The organism is Massilia phyllostachyos (assembly GCF_021044825.1).
In the GTDB taxonomy this organism is placed as follows: domain Bacteria; phylum Pseudomonadota; class Gammaproteobacteria; order Burkholderiales; family Burkholderiaceae_D; genus Telluria; species Telluria phyllostachyos.
In genome coordinates, this window is the sequence record NZ_JAJNOC010000003.1 from 1 (window position 1) to 25,623 (window position 25,623).

Consider the following 25,623-nt stretch of genomic DNA (forward strand, 5'->3'; position numbering starts at 1 on the left):
GAGAACACCGTGATGATCTCCGATACGTCGCTCGCCAGCTCTTCCTCGAAACTGCGGTCCTCACCCTGGTTGATGATCACGACTTCCACTTGTTTCGCCTGGCAAATGGCAAACACCAGTTCGGCACCGAAGCGCAGCAGCCGATCCTGTGGACAAGGACCAGGCGGCCGATGTTCCCGTCGCGGATCTCGCCGAGCAGCTTTTTCAGCCCCTTCTTGTGGTAGTTCATCCCGGAGCCAAGATCGGCGATGATCTCGAACGGCCAGCCTTGGGCGGCGCAGTACAATTCCAGCACCTGCTGCTGTCGCTCGAGGTCTGCTCGTTGATCGTGACTGGAAACCCTTGCATATGCTGAAGTCCTACGTGGCGTAGGTGTTCCGTGGTAGCGCTCTGGATGCATTGCAGCCAGGTCATAGCGCCGCTGCCCACCCTCCGTCCTGGCGGGTACGAGCTTGCCGGCAGCTTCCCAGCGTCTCAACGTACTAGCGGAGACCCCCAGTGCTTTCGCGGCAACGGTAATGGGGACGAACTTGCTCATATTGAATATGACTACTCAACGATGAAAAAGTTCTATGTGAACTGTTAAGCCCTCGGGTTCCGCGCGCAGGACGTCGGGGGCGAAGTACTGGCCGATGGCGTCGATGTCGAAGCGATTGATCGCGGCAAAGAAGCGGGTGAGTGTCTCGACTTCGGTCAGCATTCGCTTCTCCTGGCAAAACATCCTGTTGGAATCAGACCTCGACTTCGCCCTCGAACACCGTCACCGCCGGGCCGCTGAGGTAGACCGGCTCGCCGGGACCGGCCCAGGCAATGCTCAGCTCGCCGCCACGGGCGGACACGCGCACCGGCGAATCGAGCAGGCCTCGGCGGATGCCGGCCACCACGGCGGCGCAGGCGCCGGTGCCGCAGGCCAGGGTTTCGCCGGCGCCGCGTTCGAACACGCGCAGCTTGACGTGATTGCGGCCGAGCACTTGCATGAAGCCGGCGTTGACCCGCTGCGGGAAGCGCGGATGGTGTTCGATCAGCGGGCCGGTCTCGCCTACCGGCGCGCTGTCGACATTCTCGACCACCTGCACCGCATGCGGGTTGCCCATCGAGACCACCGAGACGAAGACGGTCTGGCCGCCGACCGTCAATGGCCAGTTGGTGTCCGCGCCTTCGGTCCGGCCTTCCAGGCCGGCGCTGTCGAAGGGCACCTCACCTGGCTCCAGGCGCGGGGCGCCCATGTCCACCGTCACGCTGCCGTCGCTTTCCAGGCGCGGCGCAATGATGCCCTTCATGGTTTCGACGCGGATGCTGTTTTCCTTGGAGAGGCCCTTGTCGCTGACGAAGCGGGCAAAGGCGCGCGCGCCGTTGCCGCACTGTTCGACCTCGCCGCCATCGTTGTTGAAGATGCGGTAGCGGAAATCGACGCCCTCGGTCACGGGACGTTCGACCACCAGGATCTGGTCGGCGCCGATGCCGAAGCGGCGGTCGGCCAGCTTGCGCCATTGTTCCGCAGTCAAGTCGACGTCCTGGTGGATGGCGTCCACGACGATGAAGTCGTTGCCGGCGCCGTGCATCTTGGTGAATTTCAGTTTCATAGGGACAGGGTAGTTCAGTTCAGCTAATCCATCTACAAAATGGATTAGCGCAGCTTAATCGTAGAACGAAGGTTCACCCGGCGGACGGGTCTTGAACCGTTTATGCGTCCAGAAATACTCCGCCGGCGCCTCGCGCACGCGCTCCTCGATAAAGGCGTTCATGCGGCGCGTCGCTTCGACCATATCGTCGCCCGGGTAATTCTCCCACGCCGGATAGAAGCGCACGCGCCAGCCCTGGTAGTTCGGCAGGTAGGTCGCGATCACCGGAATCACCTTGGCGCCGGTGGTCGCCGCGATGCGGCCCAGCGCCGTCAGGGTCGCGGCGGGGATACCGAAGAAGGGCACGAACTCCGCATCCTTTTCTCCAAAATCCATGTCCGGCAGCATGAAGTAGGGCAGGCCATCGCGCAGGGCGCGCAGGATCGGCTTGATGCCTTCCTTGCGCGTCACCAGGCGCACCGGGCCGTAGCGTTCGCGGCCGTGGCGCAGCAGCTTGTCGAAAGCCTCGTTCTTTTGCGGCACGTACATGCTGCACACCGGGATCACGCGCGAGGCGACGCCGGCCACGTCCAGGCAGACGAAGTGCGGGCACAGCAGGATGGTCGGGCCCGCTTCCATCTCGGCCTGCGGCACCGCCGGCTCGACATGGATATAGCTGCGCACGCGCTCCTCGCTCGCCCACCACAGGATCGAGCGCTCGAAGATGCTGCGCGCGTAGGCACGGAAATGCTGTTTCGCGATCGCACGGCGTTCGCTCTCCGACTTTTCCGGCATGCACAGGCGCAGGTTGATCAGGGTGATGCGCCGCCGCTTGCCCATGATCAGGAACATCAGGCTGCCGACCGCTTCGCCGAAGCGCCCCAGGATGGGCAGCGGCAGGAAATGCAGCAGCCACAGGAAACCGAGCAGGACCCTCATGCCGCGGCCTCGCTGTCCGGCCCGCCCACGCCTTCCGGCTGCTTGTAGCGGTTATAGCTCCAGAAATACTGCGCCGGGCAACTTGCGATCAGCTGCTCCATGGCGCGGTTGATCGCCGCCGCCTGCTCCGCGGCCGTGCCTTCCAGGCTGCCCTCGAAAGGCACGAAGCGCACCACGTAGCCGCGCCCGCCCGATAAACGCTCGGCGTAGACCAGCAGGATGTCGGCCTTGCCCAGTTGCGCCAGCTTGGCGGGCAGGGTCATGGTATAGGCGCTGCGGCCGAACCACGGCGCCCACACGCCTTCGCCTTCCTGCGGTACCTGGTCCGGCAGCAAGCCGATTGGCTCGCCGCTCTTCAGGGTCTTGGCCAGGATGCGTACGCCGGACAGGGTCGCCGGGGCAAGTTTGAGGTTGTGGCGGGCGCGCGCGCCTTCGACCAAGGGTTTCAGCGCATTCTTCTTCGGCGGGCGGTACATGACGGTCAGCGCCGTCTGCAGGGCGATCTGTTGGGCCGTCATCTCGAAGCAGCCCAGGTGTGGCGTCAGGAACACAATGCCGCGGCCGGCGTCGAGGCGCGACTGCACCAGTTCCCAGTTCTCGACACTGGCATGGCGCGCCACGCGCGCCGGGTCGGCGCACCAGACGAAGGCGAGTTCGATGATGGCCTTGCCGGCTTCGGCGACGGCGGCGTTCAGGTGCTGTTCATAGCCGGCCTGGACCAGGTTGGCGCGCAGGCGGCGGCGGTAGGAGCCGGACAGGAGATAGACGAGCCAGCCGAGGGCCGCGCCGAGGGCATGCAAAAACGGCAATGGAAATACCGAAAGTGCACGGAATAAATAAACTAACATGCGATTGATCAGGGTTGAACGCGCGTGGCGTAGTAGAGCAAAATTCTCGAAGGAAGCGTAAAATACCACTTTATGCAGGATCCGCCGAGTTAATAGACAACTTGCGAAGCGGAATATAAATGTCGCTAAAGCGTCGCAGGCAACCGTTGCTGCGGCATATACATAACACAGCAGTAATGGAGCCTCCATGTCCAACGACTACCTCTTCACTTCCGAATCCGTCTCCGAAGGCCACCCAGACAAGGTCGCCGACCAGATTTCCGACGCCATCCTCGACGCGATCTTCGAGCAAGATCCGCGCGCCCGCGTCGCCGCCGAAACCCTGTGCAACACCGGCCTCGTAGTGCTGGCCGGTGAAATCACCACCCACGCCAACGTCGACTACATCCAGGTCGCGCGCAACACCATCAAGCGCATCGGCTATGACAACACCGACTACGGCATCGACTACAAGGGCTGCGCTGTGCTGGTCGCCTACGACAAGCAGTCGCCGGACATCGCCCAGGGCGTGGACGAAGGCGCCGGCATCGACCTCGACCAGGGCGCGGGCGACCAGGGCCTGATGTTTGGCTATGCCTGCGACGAGACCCCGGAACTGATGCCGGCCGCTATCTATTACGCACACCGCCTGGTCGAGCGCCAGTCGCAGCTGCGCAAGGATGGCCGCCTGCAGTGGCTGCGTCCGGACGCCAAGTCGCAGGTCACCCTGCGCTACGTCGATGGCCGCCCGGTCTCGGTCGACACCGTCGTCCTGTCCACCCAGCACCACCCGGACGTGACCCACTCGCAGATCGAGGAAGCGGTCATCGAAGAGATCATCAAGCCGACCCTCCCGCGCGAGTGGCTGCAAGATACGAAATTCCTGGTCAACCCGACCGGCCGCTTCGTCATCGGCGGCCCGCAGGGCGACTGCGGCCTGACCGGCCGCAAGATCATCGTCGACACCTACGGCGGCGCAGCCCCGCACGGCGGCGGCGCCTTCTCGGGCAAGGATCCGTCGAAAGTCGACCGCTCGGCCGCCTACGCCGCCCGCTACGTCGCCAAGAACGTCGTCGCCGCCGGCCTGGCGCGCCAGTGCCAGGTGCAGGTCAGCTACGCGATCGGCGTGGCCCGCCCGATCAACATCACCGTCTACACCGAAGGCACCGGCGTGATCTCCGACGAGAAGATCGCCCAGCTGGTGATGGAACACTTCGACCTGCGCCCGAAAGGCATCGTGCAAATGCTCGACCTGCTGCGCCCGATCTACGCCAAGACCGCGGCTTACGGGCACTTCGGGCGTGAGGAGCCGGAGTTCACGTGGGAGCGTACCGACAAGGCGGCGTTGCTGCGTGCGGAAGCGGGTCTGTCGTAATCAGTGGCTAGTGCGTGCGCTGTCAGTGCGCACGCAAAATTGGGTCCCGGCCTCCGCCGGGACGACGGTCTTTAAGACGCGTTTCGAAATATCGATCGTGTCCTGCAGCCTAAAAGCCGTCGTTCCGGCGAAGGCCGGAACAATGCCACTGGCATTGTTCCGCCCAATTCCGCAGCATAGCGACTGCTTATCCTCGCACCACAAACCCCAGCATCCCAAACAACACAAGCAGGCACAATCAGCCTTCCTTCGTGTTAAACTCTCGAATTCCGAGGAGCGTTGCGACGAAGTTTCCCCACTTCGCCAGGCTCGGATATCAACACCGCGCTCACGTTACTTTTTTCAACCATTGAAAGGAGGGCGTGATGAGCGCCGTACTCAAAGACACCACCCAGGATTACCTCGTTGCCGACATCGGCCTCGCCTCGTGGGGCGAGAAGGAAATCCGCATTGCTGAAACCGAAATGCCGGGCCTGATGGCGATCCGCGAGGAATACGCTGCCAACCAGCCGCTGAAGGGCGCGCGCATCGCCGGTTCGCTGCACATGACCATCCAGACCGCGGTCCTGATCCGCACCCTGGAAGCCCTCGGCGCGCAAGTGCGCTGGGCGTCGTGCAACATCTACTCGACCCAGGACCACGCCGCCGCTGCCATCGCATCGGTCGGCACCCCGGTGTTCGCCATCAAGGGCGAGACCCTGGACGAGTACTGGGAATACACCCACCGCATCTTCGAATGGCCTGGTGATAACCATGCCAACATGATCCTGGACGACGGCGGCGACGCCACCCTGCTGCTGCACCTGGGCGTGCGTGCCGAGAAGGACATCTCGGTACTGGACAAGCCGGGCTCGGAAGAAGAGATCTGCCTGTTCAACGCGATCAAGGGCCGCCTGGCCGTTGACCCGACCTGGTACTCGAAGCGCCTGCCGTGCATCCTCGGCGTGACCGAAGAAACCACCACCGGCGTGCACCGCCTGTACCAGATGCACCAGGAAGGCAAGCTGGCCTTCCCGGCGATCAACGTCAACGACTCCGTCACCAAGTCGAAGTTCGACAACCTGTACGGCTGCCGAGAATCGCTGGTCGACGGCATCAAGCGCGCGACCGACGTCATGGTCGCCGGCAAGATCGCCGTCATCGCCGGTTACGGTGACGTCGGCAAGGGCTCGGCCCAGGCCATGCGCGCGCTGTCGGCGCAAGTGTGGGTTACCGAGATCGACCCGATCTGCGCGCTGCAGGCCGCGATGGAAGGCTACCGCGTCGTGACCATGGACTACGCCGCCGAACACGGCGACATTTTTGTTACCTGCACCGGCAACTACCATGTCATCACCGAGCAGCACATGCTCAAGATGAAAGACCAGGCGATCGTCTGCAACATCGGCCACTTCGACAACGAAATCGAAGTCGCTGCGATCAAGAAGTACGAGTGGGAAAACATCAAGCCGCAGGTCGATCACGTGATCTTCCCGGACGGTAAGCGCATCATCCTGCTGGCCGAAGGCCGCCTGGTGAACCTGGGCTGCGGCACCGGTCACCCGTCGTACGTGATGAGCTCGTCGTTCGCGAACCAGACCATCGCCCAGATCGAGCTGTTCGCCAACACCGCCAAGTACCCGGTCGGCGTCTACACCCTGCCGAAGCACCTGGACGAGAAGGTCGCCCGCCTGCAGCTGAAGAAACTGAACGCCCAGCTGACCACGCTGACCGAAGAGCAGGCCGCCTACATCTCGGTGAAGCAGGAAGGTCCGTACAAGCCGGACCACTACCGCTACTGATCCGAGGACACCTATCTGCTAGGATAGGTTCCAGTAGCTAATGCGGGCGCGGCGTTGATTCAACCCGCGCCCGTTTTTCCAACAGCCGGCGTTTTCATACGTGAAAGCCGCCGTGTACCCATGAAAGACGATGCGATGCGCTTGCTGATTACCTGGCTGATCAATGCCGTGGCCCTGATGGCCTTGCCCTTCTTGATGTCCTCCGTTCACGTCACCAACTTCACGACCGCGCTGATCGCCGCCCTCGTGCTCGGACTGGTCAATACCTTGATCCGCCCGGTGCTGGTCATCCTGACTTTGCCGGTAACCTTGGTGTCGCTGGGCCTGTTCATCCTCGTCATCAACGCGCTGCTGTTCTGGATGGTGTCGCATTGGGTCGACGGGTTCAACGTGGACGGCTTCTGGTCCGCCTTCATCGCCGCCATCCTGTACAGCATCATTTCCTGGGCACTTTCGACCCTGCTCCTCAAAGACAAAGATGGAAACGCATAATTTCAGTATCGAGTTCTTCCCGCCGAAGACGGCAGAAGGCGCCGACAAGCTGCGCGCCGTGCGCAGCAAGCTGGCCGAGCTGCAGCCCAAGTATTTCTCGGTGACCTTCGGCGCCGGCGGCACCACCCAGCAGGGCACCCTGCAGACCGTGCTCGAGATCAAGGACGCCGGCTTCGACGCCGCGCCGCACCTGTCCTGCATCGGCGGCACCCGCGAATCGCTGCGCGCGATCCTGCAGGAATTCAAGGCCAAGGGCATCCGCCGCGTGGTGGCCCTGCGCGGCGACCTGCCGAGCGGCTACGGCGCCGGCGGCGAGTTCCGCTACGCCAATGAGCTGGTGGAATTCATTCGCCAGGAAACCGGCGACTGGTTCCACATCGAAGTGGCGGCCTATCCGGAAATGCACCCGCAGGCGCGTTCGCCCCAGGACGACCTGCAGGCCTTCGCCCGCAAGGTGCAGGCCGGCGCGAATTCGGCGATCACGCAGTATTTCTACAACCCGGACGCCTACTTCCAGTTCGTCGACAATGTGCGCAAGCTCGGCGTCGACGTGCCGGTGGTGGCGGGCATCATGCCGATCACCAATTACACGCAGCTGATGCGCTTCTCGGACATGTGCGGCGCCGAAATTCCGCGCTGGGTGCGTGTCAAACTGGCCAGCTTCGGCGACGACAGCGCGTCGATCAAGGCCTTCGGGCTGGATGTGGTCACTGGCCTGTGCGAGAAGCTGCTGGCCGGCGGGGCGCCGGGGCTGCATTTCTACAGCATGAACCAGGCGGCGGCGACCACGGCGATTTGGCAGCGCTTGGTGAAATAAACGCTGACAGGTGTAGGGTGGACGGCTCTGCCGTCCGCGCGTTCAACTACATGGGAAATTGACACGCATCGTCCATTTCCACGCTGGTTGAACGCGTGGGCGGAGGCCCGCGGGGCCGCCCAGGCCCACCCTACTCGGTAATCACCTGGTCGAGGGGGATGTCATATTCCCCGATCTCGAAATCGACCTGCTGGCACGCATACGCGATGCCCACTGTCTTCGGACGCGGCTCCGCCTCCAGCGTCCTGTCATAAAACCCCCCGCCATACCCGACCCGATAGCCGCGCGCATCGAAGCCGAGGCACGGTATCAGCAAGGCGGACGGCCGATCCACCATGCGCAAGTCCGCCGGCACCGCGATCCCCATGCTGTCCGCCAGCGTCGCTTCCCCCGGCAGCCACTGCGCAAATCCCAGCGCCGCATCGCGCGCCACCACGACAGGCAGGGCCAGCCGTACGCCTGCCTCCGCCAATTCCGCGTAGGCTGGACGCAAATCCGGTTCGCCGGCGAGCGGCCAATAGACTCCCAGCACCTCGACCGCATGCTCGCGCGCCCACGCCACCACGCGCGCGCCGATGCGGTCGTCCCAGGCGCGTTTCAGGGGCGGAGCGATGGCGCGGCGCGCCTCCTTCAGCAGGCGCCGCAACTGTGGTTTATCGGGTGCATGGCGTGCGCCTTCGTCTGGCAGGAGCCCGGGGGCGCGTGGTATTCTTGGATCGCCGGTCATGGTGTAAATGCAGCGTTGAATGAGAGTTGTGGATGTTTCAATCGAGATTGACAACCGGCGTCCTGCCGGCCGCCATTTTGCTTGCAACTGCTTCGTGGATGCTGCCCGCCGCCGCAGTCCATGCCGAATCTCCGCCAGACGCGGCGCCCGCGGAACAGCAGACCATTTCTCCGGTGCCGGCCGGCGCACCCACGGTGCCCGGCGCCACCGCGCCCGACTCGCGCGCCGATGACGATACCTTCCTGCTGCTGCGCGAAGCCGCGCGCCAGAACGATGCGGCCAAGGTCAATGCGCTGGCATCGCGCCTGCCGAACTACGTGCTGGCGTCCTACGTCGACTATTATCGTCTGAAACCCCGCCTGCGCGAGGCCACGCAGGAAGAGATCCGCGAGGTCCTGCGCCGCCACGAGGGCACGGCGGTAGCCGAGCAGCTGCGCACCGAATGGCTGCTCGATCTCGGCCGCCGGCGCGACTTCGCCGGCTTCGAACGCGAAGCCGGCCAGCTGGCGCGCGGCGACAACCTGCAGATCCGCTGCTACGCCCTGCTGGCGCGCGCCGCCCGCGGCGAACAGGTGGCCAATGAAGCACGTGCCCTGCTGCAAAGCCCGCCAGGCTACGGCGAGGCCTGCGCCGGCCTGATCGCGCAACTCTACCAATCGCGCCAGTTCAACGAGGACGACCTCTACTGGCAGCTGCGCCTGGCCGGCGAAGCCGACGCCACCGGCCCGGCGCGCCGCATCGCGCTGCTGCTGGGCGCTTCCGACACCCGTGCGGCCCAGGCCGTCGACGTGCCCGCCGTCGCCATGGCGCGCGGCATCGGCAAGACCCGCGCCGAACGCGCGATCTACCTGGTCGCGGTCGGCCGCATGGCGCGCACCAGCCTCAAGCTGGCCGCCGTCGCGCTGGACAAGAACAGCCCGAAACTCACGCCGGACGAACGCGCCACCGGCTGGGCCAGCCTTGCCCACGCCGCCTCGATCGGCCTCTCGCCCGACGCCGCCACCTACTGGGGACGCACCAACGGCATCCGCCTCAGCAACGAGCAATTGCAATGGAAGACCCGCATCGCCCTGCGCCGCGGCGACTGGAAGCTTGTCCGCGCCACCATCGAGGCCATGCCGCAGAACCTGAAGGCGGATAACGCCTGGGTCTACTGGCTGGCCCGCGCCGACAAGGCCGAGGGCAGGGCGCAGGAAGCGAACGCGGCTTTCGAGCGCATCGCCAGCCAGCACAATTATTATGGCCAGCTGGCGCTGGACGAACTCGGCCGCCAGGTCACGGCGCCGCCGGCGCCGAGCCCGCTCACGCCCGACGAACTGGCCCAGGCCGGCAACAACCCGAGCCTGCTGCGCGCCTTGAAGTTCTATTCCTTGCGCCTGCGCGCGGAAGGCAACCGCGAATGGAACTGGGGGCTGCGCGGCTTGTCTGACCGTCAGTTGCTGGCCGCCGGCGAACTCGCACGCCGCAACGAGCTGCTCGACCGCACCGTCGAGACCTCGCTGCGCACGCGCACCGAATTCGATTTCGCGCAGCGTTTCCCGGCGCCGCACTACGACGTCCTGCACCCGACCGCGCAGGGCCTGGGCCTGGATAAAGCCTGGGTCTACGGCCTGATCCGCCAGGAATCGCGCTTCGTCACCGATGCGCGCTCCGGCGTCGGCGCCTCCGGCCTGATGCAGGTGATGCCGGCCACCGGCAAGTGGGTGGCGGCCAAGATTGGGATGGACAATTTCGTGCATGGCATGCTGACCGACCTGCGGACCAACATCACGCTCGGGGCGAATTACATGAACATGGTGCTGGAGAACTTTGACGGCGACGAGATCCTAGCCACGGCCGCCTACAACGCCGGCCCGGGGCGGGCGCGCACCTGGCGCGGCCAACTCGACCAGCCGATGGAAGGCGCGATCTTCATCGAATCGATCCCGTTCTCCGAGACCCGCAACTACGTGCGCAACGTGCTGGCCAACGCCACCAACTACGCCGCCGTGTTCGAGAACAAGCCGCAGTCGATCAAGACCCGCGTGCGGCCGGTGCAACCGCGCGAGCGCGCCGCCATCCTGCCCTGAACCTGTCATGAGGAGCTGGCCATGCGTACACAGAACGTGGTGGTCATCGGCGGCACCGGTTTTATCGGCTGCCACCTCCTGAACCGGCTGGCGCGGGACGGCTTCAACACCCTGGTGCCGGCGCGCCATTACGAGCGCGCCAAGCACCTCACCACCTTGCCCTATTTCGATCTGGAAGTCGCGGATATCCACGACGACGCCACCCTGCGCCGCCTGCTGACAGGCCGCGACGCGGTGATCAACCTGGTCGGCGTGCTGCATGGCGGCCAGGGCAGCCCCTACGGCCCCGTTTTCAGACGCCTGCACGTCGAGCTGCCGCGCCGCATCGTCCAGGCCTGCGCCGAGATGGGCGTGCCGCGCTACCTGCACATGAGCGCCCTCGGCGCCAGCGCCACGGGCGCCTCGATGTACCAGCGCTCCAAGGCCGACGGCGAGCTGGCCGCGCGCAGCCAGCCGCAGGTCGCCGCCACCATCTTCCGGCCCACGGTGGTATTCGGCCCGGGCGACCATTTCCTCACCACCTTCGCGGCCCTGCAGCGCCACCTGCCGGCGATCCCGCTGGCCTGCGCCGCGGCGCGCTTCCAGCCGGTCTACGTGGAAGACGTGGCCGCCGCCTTCGCCGCAGCCCTGCGCTCGCCGCGCACGGCGGGCGCCACCATCGAACTGGCCGGCCCCACGGTCTACACCCTGGCCGAGCTGGTGCGCCTGGCCGGGCGCTATGCCGGACACGAACGCCACGTGTTCGCGCTGCCGGAGTGGGCCGCGCGCATGCAGGCGGGCCTGTTCGAACTGCTGCCGGGCGCGCCGGTGATCAGCCGTGATAACCTCGACTCGATGAAGACCGACAATGTGCTCCATCCCGACGAAGCGGTCTTGACAGCGGACGCGCTGGGAATCAAGCTCACGGGGCTCGAGGCCGTCGCGCCGCACTACCTGGCGCCCGCGCACGGACTCGACGACTACCGCGAGCACGCGGGCCGCTGACCTTTCAACCATACCCGACACCATGCAGACCATCGACCTCGACCCGACCCTGTCTTCCACCCTCGAACAGGCGCGCCAGCCGGGCCTGACCCTCGTCATCGGCAACAAGAACGTCTCGTCCTGGTCGATGCGTCCGTGGGTGGCGGCGGTGGCCTTCGGGATCCCGTTCACCGAGGTCCGCGTCCTGCTCGACCAGCCCGACACCTCCGCCAACATCGCGCGCTACTCGCACGCCGGCCGCGTGCCGGTGCTGCTGGCGGGCGAGATGACGGTCTGGGACAGCCTCGCCATCATCGAATACCTGGCCGAGCAGTTCCCGGACAAGCACATGTGGCCGCAGGACGTCGCGGCGCGCGCGCTGGCGCGCTCGATCGTGGCCGAGATGCACTCGGGTTTCAGTGAGCTGCGCACCCAGATGTCGATGAACATCCAGGCGCGCCTGCCGGGCCGCGGCCGCACCCCGGGCGCCCAGGCCGACATCGGCCGCATCTGCGAAATCTGGGAAGACTGCCTGTCGCGCTTCGGCCACCATCGCTTCCTGTTCGGCGAGTTCTCGATCGCCGACGCCTTCTATGCGCCGGTGGTGTGCCGCTTCAAGACCTATGGCGTGGCGCTGGCGCCGGCCATGCAGGCGTATTGCGAGCGCGTGTTGGCGCATCCCGCGGTGGCGCGCTGGGTCGAGGAAGCGATGCGCGAGAACGACCCGACCCCGCTGCACGACCTGGACATGCCGCGGGAGTAAGGATGCGCAGTTACGTCGTCGGCGGCGCCGTGCGCGACGCCCTGCTGGGACGCCCGGTGAGCGACCACGACCACGTGGTGGTCGGCGCCACGCCCGAGCAGATGCTGGCCCGGGGCTTCCGCCCGGTCGGCAAGGACTTCCCGGTCTTCCTGCATCCGCAGACCCAGGAGGAATACGCGCTGGCGCGCACCGAGCGCAAGACCGCCCCCGGCTACCACGGCTTCGTGTTCCACACCTCGCCCGAGGTGACGTTGGAGGACGACCTGGTGCGGCGCGATCTGACCATCAATGCGATGGCGCGCGCCGAGGACGGCGGCATCGTCGACCCCTATGGCGGCCAGCAGGACTTGCGCGACCGCATCTTCCGCCACGTGTCCGATGCGTTCGCCGAAGACCCGGTGCGCATCCTGAGGGTGGCGCGCTTCGCGGCGCGCTTTCCGGATTTCCGGGTGCACGCGAGCACCAACGAGCTGATGCGCGCGATGGTCGCCGGCGGCGAGGTCGATGCGCTGGTGCCGGAACGCGTCTGGCAGGAACTGGCGCGCGGCTTGATGGAGGAACGTCCCTCACGTATGTTCGCGGTGCTGGACGATTGCGGAGCGTTGGCGCGCATTCTGCCGGAACTCGCGGCCGATGCGGCCCTGATGGCGCTGGTCGACGGCGCCGCAGGGCAGGGCGCGCCGCTCGAGGTGCGATTCGCGGTGCTGCTGCACGCCCTGGATCAGCCGGCCGTCCTGGAAGTGAGCAAGCGCTTGAAAGTGCCGAACGAGTGCCGCGACCTGGCCCAGATGACGGTGCGCGAACGCGCCACCCTCGAGCGTGCCGGTGAACTCGATGCCGAGGCCGCCGTCACCCTGTTCGAACGCTGCGACGCCTTCCGCAAACCGGATCGCTTCGGCCAGCTGCTGCAGGCAGGCGCCTGCATCGGCTTCGACGGGCCGGCGCGCCTGCCGCCCGCCTTGGGGGCTGCGCGCGCCGTCGATGCCGGTGCGGTGGCCTCGCGCTGCGCCGGCGACAAGGCCCGGATCCCGCTGGCCGTGCACGCGGCGCGGGTCGATGCGGTGGCGACCGTGTTGTAGTGCGGCAACTCAGGAGTGCGCGGCTGATCCGCAAGCTTTTGCTATGCTTCTCCGGATAACGATGGATGTAACGAAGGAGACAATATGGTTGCAGTGCCGGCACAGCGGGTAGCACCTTGGACACCGCGCCGCCGCCTGCAACTGGCCGGCGTGACGGTGCTGGTGCTGGCCTTGCTGCTCGCCTTCCTGTTCGTCCGCTCGGAAGCGGCCGACCCCGAGATCCGCAACGACGTCATGCTCGGCGTGCGCGAGCTGGAAAAGCTCGACGCCGAGTGGGACGCCAACATCCTGCGCGCCCACATCGGCCGCGCGCCCGCCACCCCGCAGCTGACCACCGGGCTGCCGCGCATGCGCGCCCTCCTGGTGCGCCTGGGCGAAGCGGTGCCTGACAAGGGCAATCCGGCGCTGCGCAGCGCCTATGCCCAGCTGAGCGACGCCATGCAGCGCAAGGAATTGATCACCGTCCAGTTCGCGCGCCACAATCCGCCGCTGCGTGAAGCGCTGACCTATCTGCCGCCCGCCGTAGCCGATTTGAAAACCGAACTCGGCGGCATCGAAGGCGCGCTGGCGCCGGCGCGGCTGGTGGTGCGCCTGGACGCCTCGCTCAACGCCCTGCTGACCGAAATCCTGCGCTACAACGTGATTCCCTCGGCGCCGCTGGCCGCGCGCATCGACGAGATCCTGGGCGACGTCGCGGCCCAGCAGATCGCCTTTTCGCCGGCGGTGGTCGAGAAGATGGACGCCATCATCAAGGCCTCGCGCGTGATCCTGGAAAAGCGCCCGCTGGAAAACCGCCTGGAAGCGCAGATCGCCGCCACCGCCACCGGCGCCGCCCTCGACCGCCTGGGGCGCGAGTTCGACCGTTCTTTCGACGCCGCGCTGGCGCTGCGCGAACGCTACCGCGGCTACCTGTTCGCCTATTCCGCCTTCCTGCTGTTACTGCTGGCGTATGCCGGCATGCGGCTGCGGCGCAGCTACCGCATCATCGGCGAGGTCAACCACCGCCTGCAGGCGGCCAACGAAAACCTCGAGCACCGCGTGGCCGAGCGCACCGCCGAGCTGGAATCGCAGTCGAAGCAGCTGGAGCGCCTGGCCCAGCACGACAGCCTCACCGGCCTGATCAACTACCGCCAGCTGACCCGCCTGCTGGAGCGCGCGCTGGCGCGGGCCGACCGCCGCGACACGGTGGTGGTGATCATGTTCATCGACCTCGACGGCTTCAAGGCCGTCAACGACACCTACGGCCATGCCACCGGCGACCTGGTGCTGCAGATGGTCGCGCGCCGGGTCCAGGACAAGCTGCGCGCCGAGGACGCCCTGGCGCGCCTGGGCGGCGACGAGTTCGTCATCATGCTGGAAGAGGTCGCTTCGCGCGAGGGCGCGCTGCGGGTGGCCCAGATTGCGCTCGACGAGATCAAGTCGGTGACCGAGGCCGACGGCAATCCGATCTCGATCTCGGCCAGCATCGGTATTTCCAGCGCGCGCGGCCACGCCGGCGCGGCGCGCGGCTCGGCGGCGCTGCTGGCGGAAGCCGACAAGGCCATGTACGAGGCCAAGAATTCCGGCAAGGGCGTGTTCGTGGTGAGTCCGGATGCGCAGTGGGTGGTTCCCGGCGACGGCGGCGCGACTGGCTAGAATCCGCTAGAATCCCGGTATTGCTGCGCTGCACAAAAAAGGACACCATCATGCTGGACAATCCGCTGGGACGCTGGATACGCGGCCTGGGTGGCAAACGCGACGGAGGCAAACCCGGCCGCCCGACCGTGCTCGTCAAGGAACTCGGCGAACGCGACCGCCGCCGCATCCTGCGCCACTTCCTGGCCCTGGACAGCAACGACCGCCTGCTGCGCTTCGGCAGCATGATTCCGGACGAACAGATCACCGCCTACGTGAACAAGCTCGATTTCAAGCGCGATATCGTGTTCGGCGTGGTCAACAGCGTTTTTCAACTCGTGGGCGTGGGGCACCTGGCGTTCGCCGCGGCGGACAAGGGCAAGCCGACGCAAAAGGCGCGGGTGGCGGAGTTCGGGGTGTCGGTGTCGAAGTCGGCGCGCGGCCAGGGCGTCGGCTCGCGCCTGTTCCAGCGGGCGGCGATCAACTGCCGCAACGCCGACGTCGATACGCTCTACATGCAGTGTCTGACCTCGAACCAGACCATGATGCACATCGCGCGCAAGGCGGGGATGGAGATCAAGCGCGAGTATGGGGAGGCGGACGCCTACCTGCAACTGCCGCCGCCGAGTCCGGCGAGCGTGATGGCGGAGGCGATCGAGGAGCAGTGGGCGGTGATTGATTACACCGTCAAGGCGAATGCAAGGGCGGCCGTGAAGTGGCTGACGCCGAAGAAGTAGACTTCGAATACGCTGCTCACTCACCAACGTCGTTCCGGCGTAGGCCGGAACCCAATTTCCTTCGCGTTCCACGGTTTATGCGTACACCCGGGTACGCACACAAAATTGGATTCCGACCTTCGCCGGAAGTCATGGGCGCCAGTGGCGCGCATGACGTTTTTTAGCCAACAATAAAAAAAACGCTGGCGGTCTGATTCGGTTATCACCCCACCGGCAACGCCGTCGTCTCCTTAATCCTCTGCAACGCAAAACTCGACTTCACATCCAGCACCGCCGGATGCTTCAACAGCGTCCCCATCATGAAGCGCGAAAAGTGGTCCATATCCTCCACGTGCACGCGCAGCAGGAAATCCATCTCTCCCGTCATCGCATAGCAGGCCACCACTTCCGGCCACGTCCCCACCGACACCGCGAAGTCATTCCTCGGCGAGGTCGCCGGCAAACTGGGCGCCCCACGGGCGCCGCCCGCCACTTCGCTGTGCTTCTCCAGCCGCACATTCACATAGGCCAGCAGCCCCAGGCCGATCTTGTCCGGATCCACCAGCGCCACGTACTGGCGGATCACGCCGGCTTCTTCCAGGCGCTTGATGCGGCGCAGGCAGGGGGAGGGGGACAGGTTGACTCTTTCGGCCACGTCCTGGTTCGACAGCCGGCCATCCGTCTGTAGTACTGCCAGGATCTTGCGGTCGGTCTTGTCGAGCTCGATTTTTGACATGGTTTCCTCGCTTGATTCGCAAACACGGCAATTTTATTGCGCAAATCGTCTGGCGTGGGGAATTGTTTGGAATTTAATGCCGGATCACCAGCCCTATACTGTGCGCCAGACAGGAGCAGGCTGGACAAATCAGCCGTGCGCACAACAGGCCAGCAAGAGCCGGGCGCCAGCTTCCGACACGCAAGCGAGCACACGCGAACCCCACGGAGACACCGCATGAACGCACCCCTCGAGCGCGCCAAGCTGGCGCTGCCCCAGCACGACATCACTCTCGACGACAAGTGGACGCTCGAACGCGGCCGCGCGTTCATGACCGGCACGCAAGCCCTGGTCCGCCTGCCGATGCTCCAGCGCGAGCGCGACGTCAAGGCCGGCCTGAACACCGCCGGCTACATCACCGGCTACCGCGGCTCGCCCGTCACCGCCGTCGACCAGACCGCGATGAAGGCGAAGAAGCACCTCGACGCCCACCACGTGAAGTTCCACCCGGGCATGAACGAGGACCTGGCGGCGACCGCTGTCTGGGGCACCCAGCAGACCAACCTGTACAAGGACGCCAGGTACGACGGCGTCTTCGCCATGTGGTACGGCAAGGGCCCGGGCGTGGACCGTTGCGGCGACGTCTTCAAGCACGGCAACAATGCCGGCTCCTCGAAGCACGGCGGCGTGCTGGTGCTGGCCGGCGACGACCATGCGGCCAAATCCTCGTCCACAGCGCACCAGTCCGACCACATCCTGACCCACTGCGGCATCCCGGTCCTGTATCCGTCCTCGGTGCAGGAATACCTGGACTTCGGCCTGCACGCCTGGGCCATGAGCCGCTACACCGGCCTCTGGGTATCGATGAAGTGCGTCACCGACATCATCGAATCCGGCGCCGTGGTCGACCTCGACCCGGACCGCGTGCAGATCGCCCTGCCGACCGACTTCGAAGTGCCCGCGGGTGGCCTCAACATCCGCTGGCCGGACGCCGTGCTGGACCAGGAAGTCCGCATGAGCAATTTCAAGTGGTATGCGGCCCTGGCCTATGCGCGCGCCAATAAACTGAACCGCATCATCTGGGACAGCAAGCAGCCGAAGATCGGCATCATCACCGCCGGCAAGAGCTACGTAGACACGCGCCAGGCCCTGGCCGACCTCGGCATCGACGAGCAAGCCGCCGCCGACATCGGCCTGCGCCTGTACAAGGTCGGCATGACCTGGCCGCTCGAATCCGAAGGCGTGCACGAATTCGCGCGCGGCCTCGACGAGATCCTGGTGGTGGAAGAGAAGCGCCAGGTGATGGAATATGCGCTCAAGGAAGCGCTGTACAACCTGCCGGACGGCGAGCGTCCGCGCGTGGTCGGCAAGTTCGACGACACCGGCGAGTGGAGCAACAAGGACCGCATGGGCCACGGCGACTGGCTGCTGCCGGCGACGTATGAATTGAACCCGGCCCAGATCGCGCGCGCCATCGCCTCGCGCATCTCGCACTACTGCGCCGGCCATCCGGTCGAGCAGCGCGTGAAGGAACGCATCGCCTACCTGGAGAACAAGGAGCTGGTGCTGAAGTCGATTCCGGCGAAAGCCAATCCGGAAACCGACCGCATCCCCTTCTTCTGCTCCGGCTGCCCGCACAACAGTTCCACGAAAGTGCCGGAAGGCTCGCGCGCCATGGCCGGCATCGGCTGCCACTACATGGTGCTGTGGATGGACCGCGAGACCTCGACCTTCACCCACATGGGCGCCGAAGGCACGACCTGGATCGGCCAGTCGCCCTTCACCGACGAGAAGCATGTGTTCGTGAACCTGGGCGACGGCACCTACTTCCACTCGGGCATCCTGGCGATCCGCGCGGCGGTGGCGGCCAAGGTCAACATCACCTACAAGATCCTCTACAACGACGCGGTCGCGATGACCGGCGGCCAGAACGTCGACGGCCCGCTCGACCCGGGCATGATCACGCGCCAGATTGCGGCCGAAGGCGTGCGCCCGATCATCGTGGTCACCGACGAACCGGAAAAATACCCGGACGACTACAACTGGGCCGAGGGCGTCACCGTGCGCCACCGTTCCGAGCTGATGGACGTGCAGAAGGAACTGCGCGAGATGCCGGGCGTCTCCGCCGTGATCTACGACCAGACCTGCGCCTCCGAGAAGCGCCGCCGTCGTAAAAAGGGCGAGTTCCCCGACCCGGCCAAGCGCGCCGTCATCAACGAAGCCGTGTGCGAAGGCTGCGGCGACTGCTCGGTGCAGTCGAACTGCCTGTCGGTCGAGCCGCTGGAAACGGAACTGGGCCGCAAGCGCCAGATCAACCAGTCGTCCTGCAACAAGGATTTCTCCTGCGTCTCCGGCTTCTGCCCGAGTTTCGTCACCGTCGAAGGCGGCGGCCTGAAGAAGCCGAAGAAAGCGGCGACCTCGGACGCGGCGCCACCGAGCCTGCCGGCGCCGCGCATCCCCGCCATCACCGATCCTTTCGGCATCCTGATCGCCGGCGTCGGCGGCACCGGTGTCGTCACCGTCGGCCAGATCCTGGCGATGGCGGCCCACGTCGAAGGCAAAGGCGCGCTGGTGCTGGACCAGTCGGGCCTCGCGCAAAAGGGCGGCCCCGTGATGTCGCACGTGCGCCTGGCCGAACACCAGGCCGACCTGCACTCGACCCGCGTCGGCACCGGCAGCGCGGACCTGGTGATCGGCTGCGACCAGATCGTCACCGCCGCCCGCGACGCGCTTTCCCGCATGGGTGAAGGCCGCACCTGGGCCGCCGTCAATTCCACCGGCGCCACCACCGCGGCCTTCGTGAAGAACCCGGACTGGCAATTCCCGGCCGAAGGCTCGCAGGGCGCGATCGTGCAAGCCTGCGGCCAGGAGAACGTCGACTTCATCGATGCCGGCAAGATCGCCACCGCGCTGATGGGCGACGCCATCGCCACCAATATGTTCATGCTCGGCTACGCCTTCCAGAAAGGCCGCGTGCCGCTGCAGGAAGCCTCGCTGATCAAGGCGATCGAACTGAACGGCGTCTCGGTGCCCTTCAACAAGGCCGCCTTCCACTGGGGCCGCAGCGCGGCGCACGACCTGGCTGCGGTGAAGAAGCTGGCGACGCCGAGCCAGGTGATCGAGTTCAAGCGCGCCGAAAGCCTGGACGACATCGTCAACCGCCGCGTCGAGCTGCTCACCGCCTACCAGGACGCCGCCTACGCCGCGCAGTACAAGGCCTTCGTGGACACGGTGCGCGCCGAGGAAGCGAAACTGGGCAAGGGCACGCGTTTGACCGAATCGGTGGCGCGCTACTTCTACAAGCTGATGGCCTACAAGGACGAGTACGAAGTCGCCCGCCTGCACACTGATCCGGCCTTCAAGGCCAGGATCTCGGCCATGTTCGAAGGCGACGTCAAGCTGAAGTTCCACCTGGCGCCGCCGCTGCTGGCCAAGCACGACAAGGAAGGCCGCGCGCTGAAACGCGAGTACGGTTCGTGGATGATGGGCGCCTTCGGCGTGCTGGCTAAACTCAAGCGCCTGCGCGGCACGCCGTTCGACGTGTTCGGCTACACCACCGAGCGCCGCGTCGAGCGCGCCTTGATTGGCCAGTACCGCCAGACCGTGGAAGCGCTGCTGCCGAAGCTGACGGCGGACAAGCTGGCGCAGGCGGTGGCGATCGCCAGCATCCCGGAAGACATCCGCGGCTACGGCCACGTGAAGGCGCGTCACCTGGCGGCCGCCAAGCAAAAGGAAGCGGCGCTGCTGGCCGCCTTCCACGTACCCGCGGTGTCGCAGGCCGCCTGATGACAGCTTGATACGGCCGGCGCCACCGGCCGTATCAAGCCGACATGCTTTGTTGTTCTGCCGCTTCAACTGTTACAGTTGGTTGCACTTCGGCCGATTTGGCGCGTCTATAATCGACCGAATGAGCTCGCCATCCTTCGCCGGTCGCGTGACGACCGCCACCCGCACCATCCTTCCCTTTGTCCTTGCAAGCGTCGTCCTCGCCGGCTGCGGCGGCGGTGGCGGTTCGCCCGGTGTCGGCGCGCGTCCGCCGGCCACCGGCGGTGGCGGCACGACGAACCCCGTGCCGCCGGTTACCTCGACGCCGGCGACCGAGGCCGACCTCAATCCGAGCACCCTGGGCGACGCGTTCTCGACCTACTGGAATATGTGCGCCAAGCCGCGCACCGGCGTCGATTTCGAAGGCAAGCCCTACCCGGACCGCCAGGGCACCCTGCTCGACGAGCTGAAGTTCCTGCGCGCGTATACGAACCAGTACTACCTCTGGTACAACGAGATCCCGAACACCTTCAAGATGGCGGATTTCACCGATCCGGTCGCCTATTTCGACGTGCTCAAGACCAGCGCGATCACGCCCTCGGGCAAGCCGAAGGACCAGTACCACTTCACCTACGACAGCGACGAGTGGGACAAGATGCAGAACGCCGGCCTCGACCTGGGCTATGGCGTGACCTGGAAGCGCAACAGCTCGACCGCCCCGCGCACCTGGCTGGTGACCCTGGTCGAGCCGGGCTCGCCAGCCGCCGCGGCCGGCCTGAAGCGCGGCGACATGCTGATGCGGGTGGACGGCGTCGACTTCGTCAACGGTTCGGATGCGAATTCCGTCAACCGCATCAACGCCGGCCTGTTCCCCGAAACGGCGGGCGTGGCGCACAGCTTCACGCTGCGTCGCGCTAGCGCTACCTACGACGTCAGCATGACCGCGCTGGAAGTCAGCGTGGATCCGGTCAAGCACGTCAAGGTGCTCGACACCCCGGGCGGCAAGGTCGGCTACCTGAGCTTCGAAACCCATAACGGCGTGTCGGAGAAGGAGCTGCTGGACGCCTTCACCACCTTCAAGCAGGCGGCCGTGAGCGACCTGGTGCTCGACATGCGCTACAACGGCGGCGGCCTGCTCTACGTCGCGGCCCAGCTGGCGTACATGGTGTCCGGCCCCGAGCAGACCGCCGGCAAGATCTTCGAGCGCCCGATGTACAACGACAAGACCCAGCAGGAGCCGGCGATCCCGTTCCGCTCGACCGCCTACGGCTTCCCCTCGACCAGCCCGGTCCGCGCCGGCACGCCGCTGCCCTACCTGGGGCTGAAGCGCGTCACCGTGCTGACCACGCCCGGCACCTGCTCGGCCAGCGAAGCCGTGATCAACGGCCTGCGCGGCGCCGACATCCAGGTCGACGTGATCGGCAGCCAGACCTGCGGCAAGCCCTATGGCTTCACGCCGGTGCCGAACTGCGGCACGACGTATTTCGCGATCGAATTCAAGGGCGTGAACGACAAGGGCTTCGGCGACTATGCCGACGGCCTGGCCGCGACCTGCCAGGTGGCCGACGACCTGGCGCACGAGATCGGCGACCCGGCCGAAGGCCTGCTGGCCGCGGCCCTGAACTACCGCCAGACCGGCGCCTGCCCGCCGGCCAGCCGCGCGCGCATGATTCCGATGGAGATCGTGCGTCCGCCGGTGAAGGAGATTGCGATCCGCACGCGGCCGCGAAGCTGATCCGCAGCTGCGCATGAACGGCCCGGCCAGCACTCGCTGCCCGGGCCGTTTCATTTGGGAAAACGGGACTATAATCATCCGCTTTGTTACCTCGCCAATTGCCGGAGATTCAAGGATGATCCGTTCCGCCGTATTGCTGGCCCTGCTGGCCGCCTTCCCCCTGTCGCACAGCGCCCACGCCGCCCCCGACCTGACCACCGTTTCCGAGCGCTCCGGCTTCACCGCCACCGGCCGCTACGAGGAAGTCGTCAAGCTGTGCGGCGCGTTCCAGAAGGCCTATCCGAAGCAGGTCAAGTGCATCGAGTTCGGCCGCACGCCGGAAGGGCGTCCGATGCTGGCGCTGGTCGTCAACGGCAAGGGCGTGTTCACCCCGCAAGCGGCGCAGAAGGCGAACCTGCCGGTGACCCTGATCCAGGGCGGCATCCACGCCGGCGAGATCGACGGCAAGGACGCCGGCTTCCTGGCCGTGCGCGAAATCCTGGACGGCAAGCTCGCCAGTGGCGTGCTGGACAAGCAGGTGCTGGTGTTCGTCCCGGTCTTCAACGTCGACGGCCACGAGCGCTTCAGCAAGAACAACCGTCCGAACCAGCGCGGACCCGTGGAGATGGGCTGGCGCACCACGGCGCAGAACTTCAACCTGAACCGCGACTACGTGAAGGCCGACGCGCCCGAGATGCAGGCGATGCTGAAACTCGTGAACGCCTGGGATCCGCTGACCTACGTCGACCTGCACGTGACCGACGGCGCCATGTTCCAGCACGACGTTTCGATCCAGGTCGAGCCGGTGTACTCGGGCGATCCGGAATTCCGCAAGGCCGGCCTGGCGCTGCGCACCGGCGTGATCGCCGACATCTCGAAGCAGGGCTCGACCCCGCAGTCCTACTACATGTCCTTCGCCAAGACCGACGACCCGATGTCGGGCTTCGTCGACAGCGTCTCGGACCCGCGCTTCTCGACCGGCTACTTCCAGCTGCGTAACCGCATGGCGCTGCTGGTCGAGACCCACTCGTGGAAGGACTACCCGACCCGCGTGCGCGTGACCCACAACACCTTCATTTCGATCATGGAGCAGGTTGCGAAGAATGGCGCGACCTGGCAGGCCGCGGCCCGCGCCGCCGACGCCCGCGCCTCGAAGCTGGCCGGCGGCGAGGTCGCCCTGAGCTACCGCACCACCGACAAGACCACGATGGTCGACTTCAACGGCTACGAGTTCACCCGCACCCAGTCGGACATCTCGGGCATGCTGATGACCCGCTACGACGAAAGCAAACCGCAGGTCTGGCGCGTGCCGCTGCGCGACGAGGTCGTGGCCGACAAGGTCGTCGCCGCGCCGCGCGCCGGCTACATCGTGCCGGCGGCCTACGCCGACATCGTGGCGAACAAGCTGGCGCTGCATGGGATCAGCTTCCAGAAGATCGCCAAGCCGCTCGCCGATGTGCAGGCCGAGACCTTCCGCGCCGACAAGGCGACCTTTGGCGCGACCTCCTTCGAATCGCACCAGCGTTTGACGGTGGAAGGTAACTGGAAGCCGGAAGCACGCCCGGTGCTGGCCGGTTCCCTGTACGTGCCGGTGAACCAGCCGAAGGCGCGCCTGGTGGTGGCGATGCTGGAACCGCAGGCGCCGGACTCGCTGCTGGCCTGGGGCTTCTTCAACAACGCCTACGAGCGCAAGGAATACATGGAAGAGTACGTGGCCGAGGACGTGGCGCGCGAGCAGCTGAAGGATCCGGCCGTGGCCGCGGAATTCAAGCGCCGCCTCGAGACCGACCCGGCCTTCGCCAAGAACCCGCACGCGCGCCTGGAGTTCTTCGCCCAGCGCCATGCGTCGTGGGACGAGCGCTTCAAGCTGTATCCGGTCCTGCGCACCAACGTCGCCCCTTGACGTTGCAGGGTGGGCGGAGGTGGACCGCCTATCCTACGGCATTGCCGCCTCGGATTTCACCGCGCGCTTGACGGCCGACGCGGGAAGATTCATCAACAAGCGCACCAGCTCCGGCTGCCGGTTCGTCGCCGTCTTCTGGTAAATCGACAGCAGCTGCTTGCGCACCGTGTCGTACTGCACCCCCAGCTTCTCCGCGATCGCCCTGGGCGGCATCCCGTCCGCCAGGTGCGAGGCCACCCGGCACTCCGCGTGCGACAGCCCGAAGGCGGCGCTCAGGAGCGTCGCATCGATCGCCTGCGCCGACCCCGGGTGATAAAAACTCAGCATCACCAGCGGCCGCAGGCCGAAGCTGCCCAGGGTGCGCTCCGGCGCCAGCAGGGTGAAGAAGCCGTACAGCACGTCGGGCGCCGCATCCGGCTCGCTGCTCATGTGCAGCGCCCGGAACTCCCTGCCGCCGCTGCTGCGCACCGCATGTTCCAGCTCCGCGCAGCCGTCGAGAAAGGTGCGCTGGTAAGCCTGCGGCAGCAACAGCCGGCCATCGGCCACCTGCACCAGGCTCGTGGCGCCGAGCAGGCTGTGCGCCGCCTCGTTGGCCAGCACCACCTCGCCGGTGGTGGTGAGCAGCATCACCGGCTGGCGCAGCTTGTCGACCAGCGCGTGGCCGACCAGGGCCTGGGCCGAGTACACGAAGCGGGCGAGGCCCAGGCGCACGGCGCGCTGCAGGTGCGGACGCAGGCGTTCGAGGAAGCCGAGGGCATCGGGCGGCATCGCGCCTTCGCCGGGCCGGCGCAGGCAGGCCAGGATCACGGTGGCTTCCGCGTTCTCCGCCAGCTTGCAGGCCGACAGGTAGCGCGCCCCATGCGGGATCAGGAATTCCTGGTAGAAGGGATCGCCGGCCACGAAGGCATCGTCGAAATGCTCGTGGCAATGCAGCCAGGCGTCCGGCGCCATGGTGCGCAGCAGGCCGACGCGGGCGTCGATGAACTGGTATTTCTGGATGTACTCGAGGTCGATCTGCGGCGCCATGTCGGCGCCTTCGCTGTACGACAGCGCCCCGTGCCCGGCGTCGAAGGCGAGCAGGTGGATGGCGCGCCCGCCGACCGCTTCATGCAGGCACTCCAGCACCGGCCGCCAGCCGCCGCGCTGCTCCAGCGTCCCGTAGATGAGATTGACGATGCGCTCGAAGCGCGCCTGTGACAAATCCAAGATGATCCCCGTATTGATGCTTTTTTAGCATCGTAACCGATACGGGTTAAATATCTTGACTTATGGTTATTTAACAGATGTAACAGGAAGGGTCGTCAGCACCACCGTGCGCACCGCGCCGGGAGCGCCGGTGAGCTGGTAGAGGCGATCGAATTCGTCGTCGGCGATGACCAGGTTCTGCTCGCCGCCGAACAGGCGCACCAGTTCCGGCAGCGTGTTGGAATGGCCGACCACCAGCACCGCGCCGCTCAGCGTCCTGACCTTTTCCACCAGCGCCTTCGGATTGCGCGGATCGTAGAGCTGTACTTCCAGCCCGGTACGCTGCGCCAGCGGTGCGGCGGTCTGGCGCGTGCGCTGGGTCGGGGTGCTGAAGATGTGCTGGACGCCGGCGCGCTGCAGCAGGATGCCGACGTGCTCGGCCCGGGCCCGTCCCTGGGCGGTCAGGTCCGGGTCGCCATGCTCGCTGGCCTTTTCGCCGTGGCGGACCAGGTAGATCGCGCTCGGCTCGGCCAGCGCCGCGACGGGCGCGAGCAGGGCCAGGCTCAGGGGGAGGTGGCGGAACAGGCGGGGCAGTCGCATGGCGTCCTTTCTTTCGG

General features: G+C 66.1%; 21 protein-coding genes, 1 pseudogene and 1 riboswitch. Of the genes and pseudogenes, 13 read left to right on the forward strand and 9 right to left on the reverse strand.

Features of this window, described 5'->3' with window-relative positions:
• The 5 genes and pseudogenes from LQ564_RS10975 to LQ564_RS10995 form a co-directional block, all read right to left on the reverse strand.
• Nucleotides 1-538 (reverse strand): annotated as a pseudogene (locus LQ564_RS10975) (IS607 family transposase); the annotation flags it as partial.
• A gap of 15 nt (nt 539-553) precedes the next feature.
• Nucleotides 554-700: a Cif family virulence factor gene (locus LQ564_RS10980; RefSeq protein ID WP_231058157.1), complete on the reverse strand. Its 147-nt coding sequence runs from the start codon at nt 698-700 to the stop codon at nt 554-556.
• Nucleotides 701-731: 31 nt separating this feature from the next.
• Nucleotides 732-1,583: a diaminopimelate epimerase gene (gene dapF / locus LQ564_RS10985; RefSeq protein ID WP_231058158.1), complete on the reverse strand. Its 852-nt coding sequence runs from the start codon at nt 1,581-1,583 to the stop codon at nt 732-734.
• A 54-nt stretch (nt 1,584-1,637) separates the two neighbouring features.
• Nucleotides 1,638-2,501: an LpxL/LpxP family acyltransferase gene (locus LQ564_RS10990; RefSeq protein WP_231058159.1), complete on the reverse strand. Its 864-nt coding sequence runs from the start codon at nt 2,499-2,501 to the stop codon at nt 1,638-1,640.
• Nucleotides 2,498-3,538 carry a lysophospholipid acyltransferase family protein gene (locus LQ564_RS10995; protein ID WP_269143515.1) on the reverse strand — a complete coding sequence of 347 codons (1,041 nt, stop codon included), beginning with the start codon at nt 3,536-3,538 and terminating at the stop codon, nt 2,498-2,500. Before LQ564_RS10995 ends, LQ564_RS10990 begins: the two co-directional genes overlap by 4 nt.
• Here LQ564_RS10995 and metK point away from each other — a divergent pair.
• The 4 genes from metK (at nt 3,537) to metF (ending at nt 7,793) form a co-directional block, all read left to right on the forward strand.
• Nucleotides 3,537-4,703 (forward strand): methionine adenosyltransferase, encoded by a 1,167-nt coding sequence (metK, locus tag LQ564_RS11000; RefSeq protein ID WP_231058161.1) that lies wholly within the window; start codon nt 3,537-3,539, stop codon nt 4,701-4,703. The genes LQ564_RS10995 and metK overlap by 2 nt on opposite strands.
• Before the next feature lie 265 nt (nt 4,704-4,968).
• Nucleotides 4,969-5,040: riboswitch (S-adenosyl-L-homocysteine riboswitch) on the forward strand.
• Between the two features lie 28 nt (nt 5,041-5,068).
• Nucleotides 5,069-6,484, forward strand: a complete 1,416-nt coding sequence (ahcY, locus tag LQ564_RS11005) for an adenosylhomocysteinase (RefSeq protein WP_269143516.1) — start codon at nt 5,069-5,071, stop codon at nt 6,482-6,484.
• Nucleotides 6,485-6,619: 135 nt separating this feature from the next.
• Nucleotides 6,620-6,976, forward strand: a complete 357-nt coding sequence (locus LQ564_RS11010; protein WP_231058571.1) for a phage holin family protein — start codon at nt 6,620-6,622, stop codon at nt 6,974-6,976.
• Nucleotides 6,963-7,793, forward strand: a complete 831-nt coding sequence (gene metF / locus LQ564_RS11015) for a methylenetetrahydrofolate reductase [NAD(P)H] (protein WP_231058163.1) — start codon at nt 6,963-6,965, stop codon at nt 7,791-7,793. Before LQ564_RS11010 ends, metF begins: the two co-directional genes overlap by 14 nt.
• Nucleotides 7,794-7,923: 130 nt before the next feature.
• Here metF and LQ564_RS11020 read toward each other — a convergent pair whose 3' ends face one another.
• The gene (locus LQ564_RS11020) at nt 7,924-8,520 is read right to left on the reverse strand and encodes a 5-formyltetrahydrofolate cyclo-ligase (RefSeq protein WP_231058164.1); all 597 of its coding nucleotides are present in this window, start codon (nt 8,518-8,520) and stop codon (nt 7,924-7,926) included.
• Between the two features lie 98 nt (nt 8,521-8,618).
• Between LQ564_RS11020 and LQ564_RS11025 the strand changes: the two genes are divergently transcribed.
• From LQ564_RS11025 to LQ564_RS11050, 6 genes are all read left to right on the forward strand, one after another.
• A complete protein-coding gene (locus LQ564_RS11025) occupies nt 8,619-10,589 on the forward strand; it encodes a lytic transglycosylase domain-containing protein (protein ID WP_231058165.1) in 1,971 nt (656 codons plus the stop codon).
• Nucleotides 10,590-10,610: 21 nt separating this feature from the next.
• Entirely contained in the window at nt 10,611-11,573 is a 963-nt protein-coding gene (locus LQ564_RS11030) for a complex I NDUFA9 subunit family protein (RefSeq protein WP_231058166.1), read from the forward strand.
• A gap of 22 nt (nt 11,574-11,595) precedes the next feature.
• A complete protein-coding gene (locus LQ564_RS11035) occupies nt 11,596-12,315 on the forward strand; it encodes a glutathione S-transferase family protein (RefSeq protein WP_231058167.1) in 720 nt (239 codons plus the stop codon).
• A gap of 2 nt (nt 12,316-12,317) precedes the next feature.
• On the forward strand, nt 12,318-13,394 hold the full coding sequence (locus LQ564_RS11040; RefSeq protein ID WP_231058168.1) for a tRNA nucleotidyltransferase/poly(A) polymerase-related protein: 1,077 nt from the start codon (nt 12,318-12,320) through the stop codon (nt 13,392-13,394).
• Between the two features lie 84 nt (nt 13,395-13,478).
• Nucleotides 13,479-15,029: a diguanylate cyclase gene (locus tag LQ564_RS11045; protein WP_231058169.1), complete on the forward strand. Its 1,551-nt coding sequence runs from the start codon at nt 13,479-13,481 to the stop codon at nt 15,027-15,029.
• Between the two features lie 50 nt (nt 15,030-15,079).
• Nucleotides 15,080-15,745: a GNAT family N-acetyltransferase gene (locus LQ564_RS11050; protein WP_231058170.1), complete on the forward strand. Its 666-nt coding sequence runs from the start codon at nt 15,080-15,082 to the stop codon at nt 15,743-15,745.
• A 202-nt stretch (nt 15,746-15,947) separates the two neighbouring features.
• Here the strand turns inward: LQ564_RS11050 and LQ564_RS11055 are convergent, their stop codons facing one another.
• Nucleotides 15,948-16,460: an Lrp/AsnC family transcriptional regulator gene (locus LQ564_RS11055; protein WP_231058171.1), complete on the reverse strand. Its 513-nt coding sequence runs from the start codon at nt 16,458-16,460 to the stop codon at nt 15,948-15,950.
• A 216-nt stretch (nt 16,461-16,676) separates the two neighbouring features.
• Between LQ564_RS11055 and LQ564_RS11060 the strand changes: the two genes are divergently transcribed.
• From LQ564_RS11060 to LQ564_RS11070, 3 genes are all read left to right on the forward strand, one after another.
• A complete protein-coding gene (locus tag LQ564_RS11060; RefSeq protein WP_231058172.1) occupies nt 16,677-20,225 on the forward strand; it encodes an indolepyruvate ferredoxin oxidoreductase family protein in 3,549 nt (1,182 codons plus the stop codon).
• Nucleotides 20,226-20,346: 121 nt separating this feature from the next.
• A complete protein-coding gene (locus tag LQ564_RS11065) occupies nt 20,347-21,939 on the forward strand; it encodes a S41 family peptidase (RefSeq protein ID WP_231058173.1) in 1,593 nt (530 codons plus the stop codon).
• Nucleotides 21,940-22,054: 115 nt separating this feature from the next.
• Nucleotides 22,055-23,821 (forward strand): M14 family zinc carboxypeptidase, encoded by a 1,767-nt coding sequence (locus LQ564_RS11070; RefSeq protein ID WP_231058174.1) that lies wholly within the window; start codon nt 22,055-22,057, stop codon nt 23,819-23,821.
• Between the two features lie 33 nt (nt 23,822-23,854).
• Here the strand turns inward: LQ564_RS11070 and LQ564_RS11075 are convergent, their stop codons facing one another.
• Together LQ564_RS11075 and LQ564_RS11080 are read right to left on the reverse strand one after the other, a co-directional pair.
• Nucleotides 23,855-25,027 carry a helix-turn-helix transcriptional regulator gene (locus LQ564_RS11075; protein WP_231058175.1) on the reverse strand — a complete coding sequence of 391 codons (1,173 nt, stop codon included), beginning with the start codon at nt 25,025-25,027 and terminating at the stop codon, nt 23,855-23,857.
• 66 nt (nt 25,028-25,093) lie between these two features.
• The gene (locus tag LQ564_RS11080) at nt 25,094-25,606 is read right to left on the reverse strand and encodes a SixA phosphatase family protein (RefSeq protein WP_231058176.1); all 513 of its coding nucleotides are present in this window, start codon (nt 25,604-25,606) and stop codon (nt 25,094-25,096) included.
• Nucleotides 25,607-25,623: the final 17 nt, after the last annotated feature.

Bases quoted from the DNA above. Each gene is read 5' to 3' on its own strand.
- metF (WP_231058163.1), top strand. From the start codon at position 6,963: ATGGAAACGCATAATTTCAGTATCGAGTTCTTCCCGCCGAAGACGGCA.
- LQ564_RS11055 (WP_231058171.1), bottom strand. From the start codon at position 16,460: ATGTCAAAAATCGAGCTCGACAAGACCGACCGCAAGATCCTGGCAGTA.
- LQ564_RS11080 (WP_231058176.1), bottom strand. From the start codon at position 25,606: ATGCGACTGCCCCGCCTGTTCCGCCACCTCCCCCTGAGCCTGGCCCTG.
- metK (WP_231058161.1), top strand. From the start codon at position 3,537: ATGTCCAACGACTACCTCTTCACTTCCGAATCCGTCTCCGAAGGCCAC.
- LQ564_RS11070 (WP_231058174.1), top strand. From the start codon at position 22,055: ATGATCCGTTCCGCCGTATTGCTGGCCCTGCTGGCCGCCTTCCCCCTG.
- LQ564_RS11030 (WP_231058166.1), top strand. From the start codon at position 10,611: ATGCGTACACAGAACGTGGTGGTCATCGGCGGCACCGGTTTTATCGGC.
- LQ564_RS11065 (WP_231058173.1), top strand. From the start codon at position 20,347: ATGAGCTCGCCATCCTTCGCCGGTCGCGTGACGACCGCCACCCGCACC.
- LQ564_RS11025 (WP_231058165.1), top strand. From the start codon at position 8,619: ATGCTGCCCGCCGCCGCAGTCCATGCCGAATCTCCGCCAGACGCGGCG.
- LQ564_RS11045 (WP_231058169.1), top strand. From the start codon at position 13,479: ATGGTTGCAGTGCCGGCACAGCGGGTAGCACCTTGGACACCGCGCCGC.
- LQ564_RS10990 (WP_231058159.1), bottom strand. From the start codon at position 2,501: ATGAGGGTCCTGCTCGGTTTCCTGTGGCTGCTGCATTTCCTGCCGCTG.
- LQ564_RS11060 (WP_231058172.1), top strand. From the start codon at position 16,677: ATGAACGCACCCCTCGAGCGCGCCAAGCTGGCGCTGCCCCAGCACGAC.
- dapF (WP_231058158.1), bottom strand. From the start codon at position 1,583: ATGAAACTGAAATTCACCAAGATGCACGGCGCCGGCAACGACTTCATC.
- ahcY (WP_269143516.1), top strand. From the start codon at position 5,069: ATGAGCGCCGTACTCAAAGACACCACCCAGGATTACCTCGTTGCCGAC.
- LQ564_RS11050 (WP_231058170.1), top strand. From the start codon at position 15,080: ATGCTGGACAATCCGCTGGGACGCTGGATACGCGGCCTGGGTGGCAAA.
- LQ564_RS11040 (WP_231058168.1), top strand. From the start codon at position 12,318: ATGCGCAGTTACGTCGTCGGCGGCGCCGTGCGCGACGCCCTGCTGGGA.
- LQ564_RS10995 (WP_269143515.1), bottom strand. From the start codon at position 3,538: ATGGAGGCTCCATTACTGCTGTGTTATGTATATGCCGCAGCAACGGTT.
- LQ564_RS11035 (WP_231058167.1), top strand. From the start codon at position 11,596: ATGCAGACCATCGACCTCGACCCGACCCTGTCTTCCACCCTCGAACAG.
- LQ564_RS10980 (WP_231058157.1), bottom strand. From the start codon at position 700: ATGCTGACCGAAGTCGAGACACTCACCCGCTTCTTTGCCGCGATCAAT.
- LQ564_RS11010 (WP_231058571.1), top strand. From the start codon at position 6,620: ATGCGCTTGCTGATTACCTGGCTGATCAATGCCGTGGCCCTGATGGCC.
- LQ564_RS11020 (WP_231058164.1), bottom strand. From the start codon at position 8,520: ATGACCGGCGATCCAAGAATACCACGCGCCCCCGGGCTCCTGCCAGAC.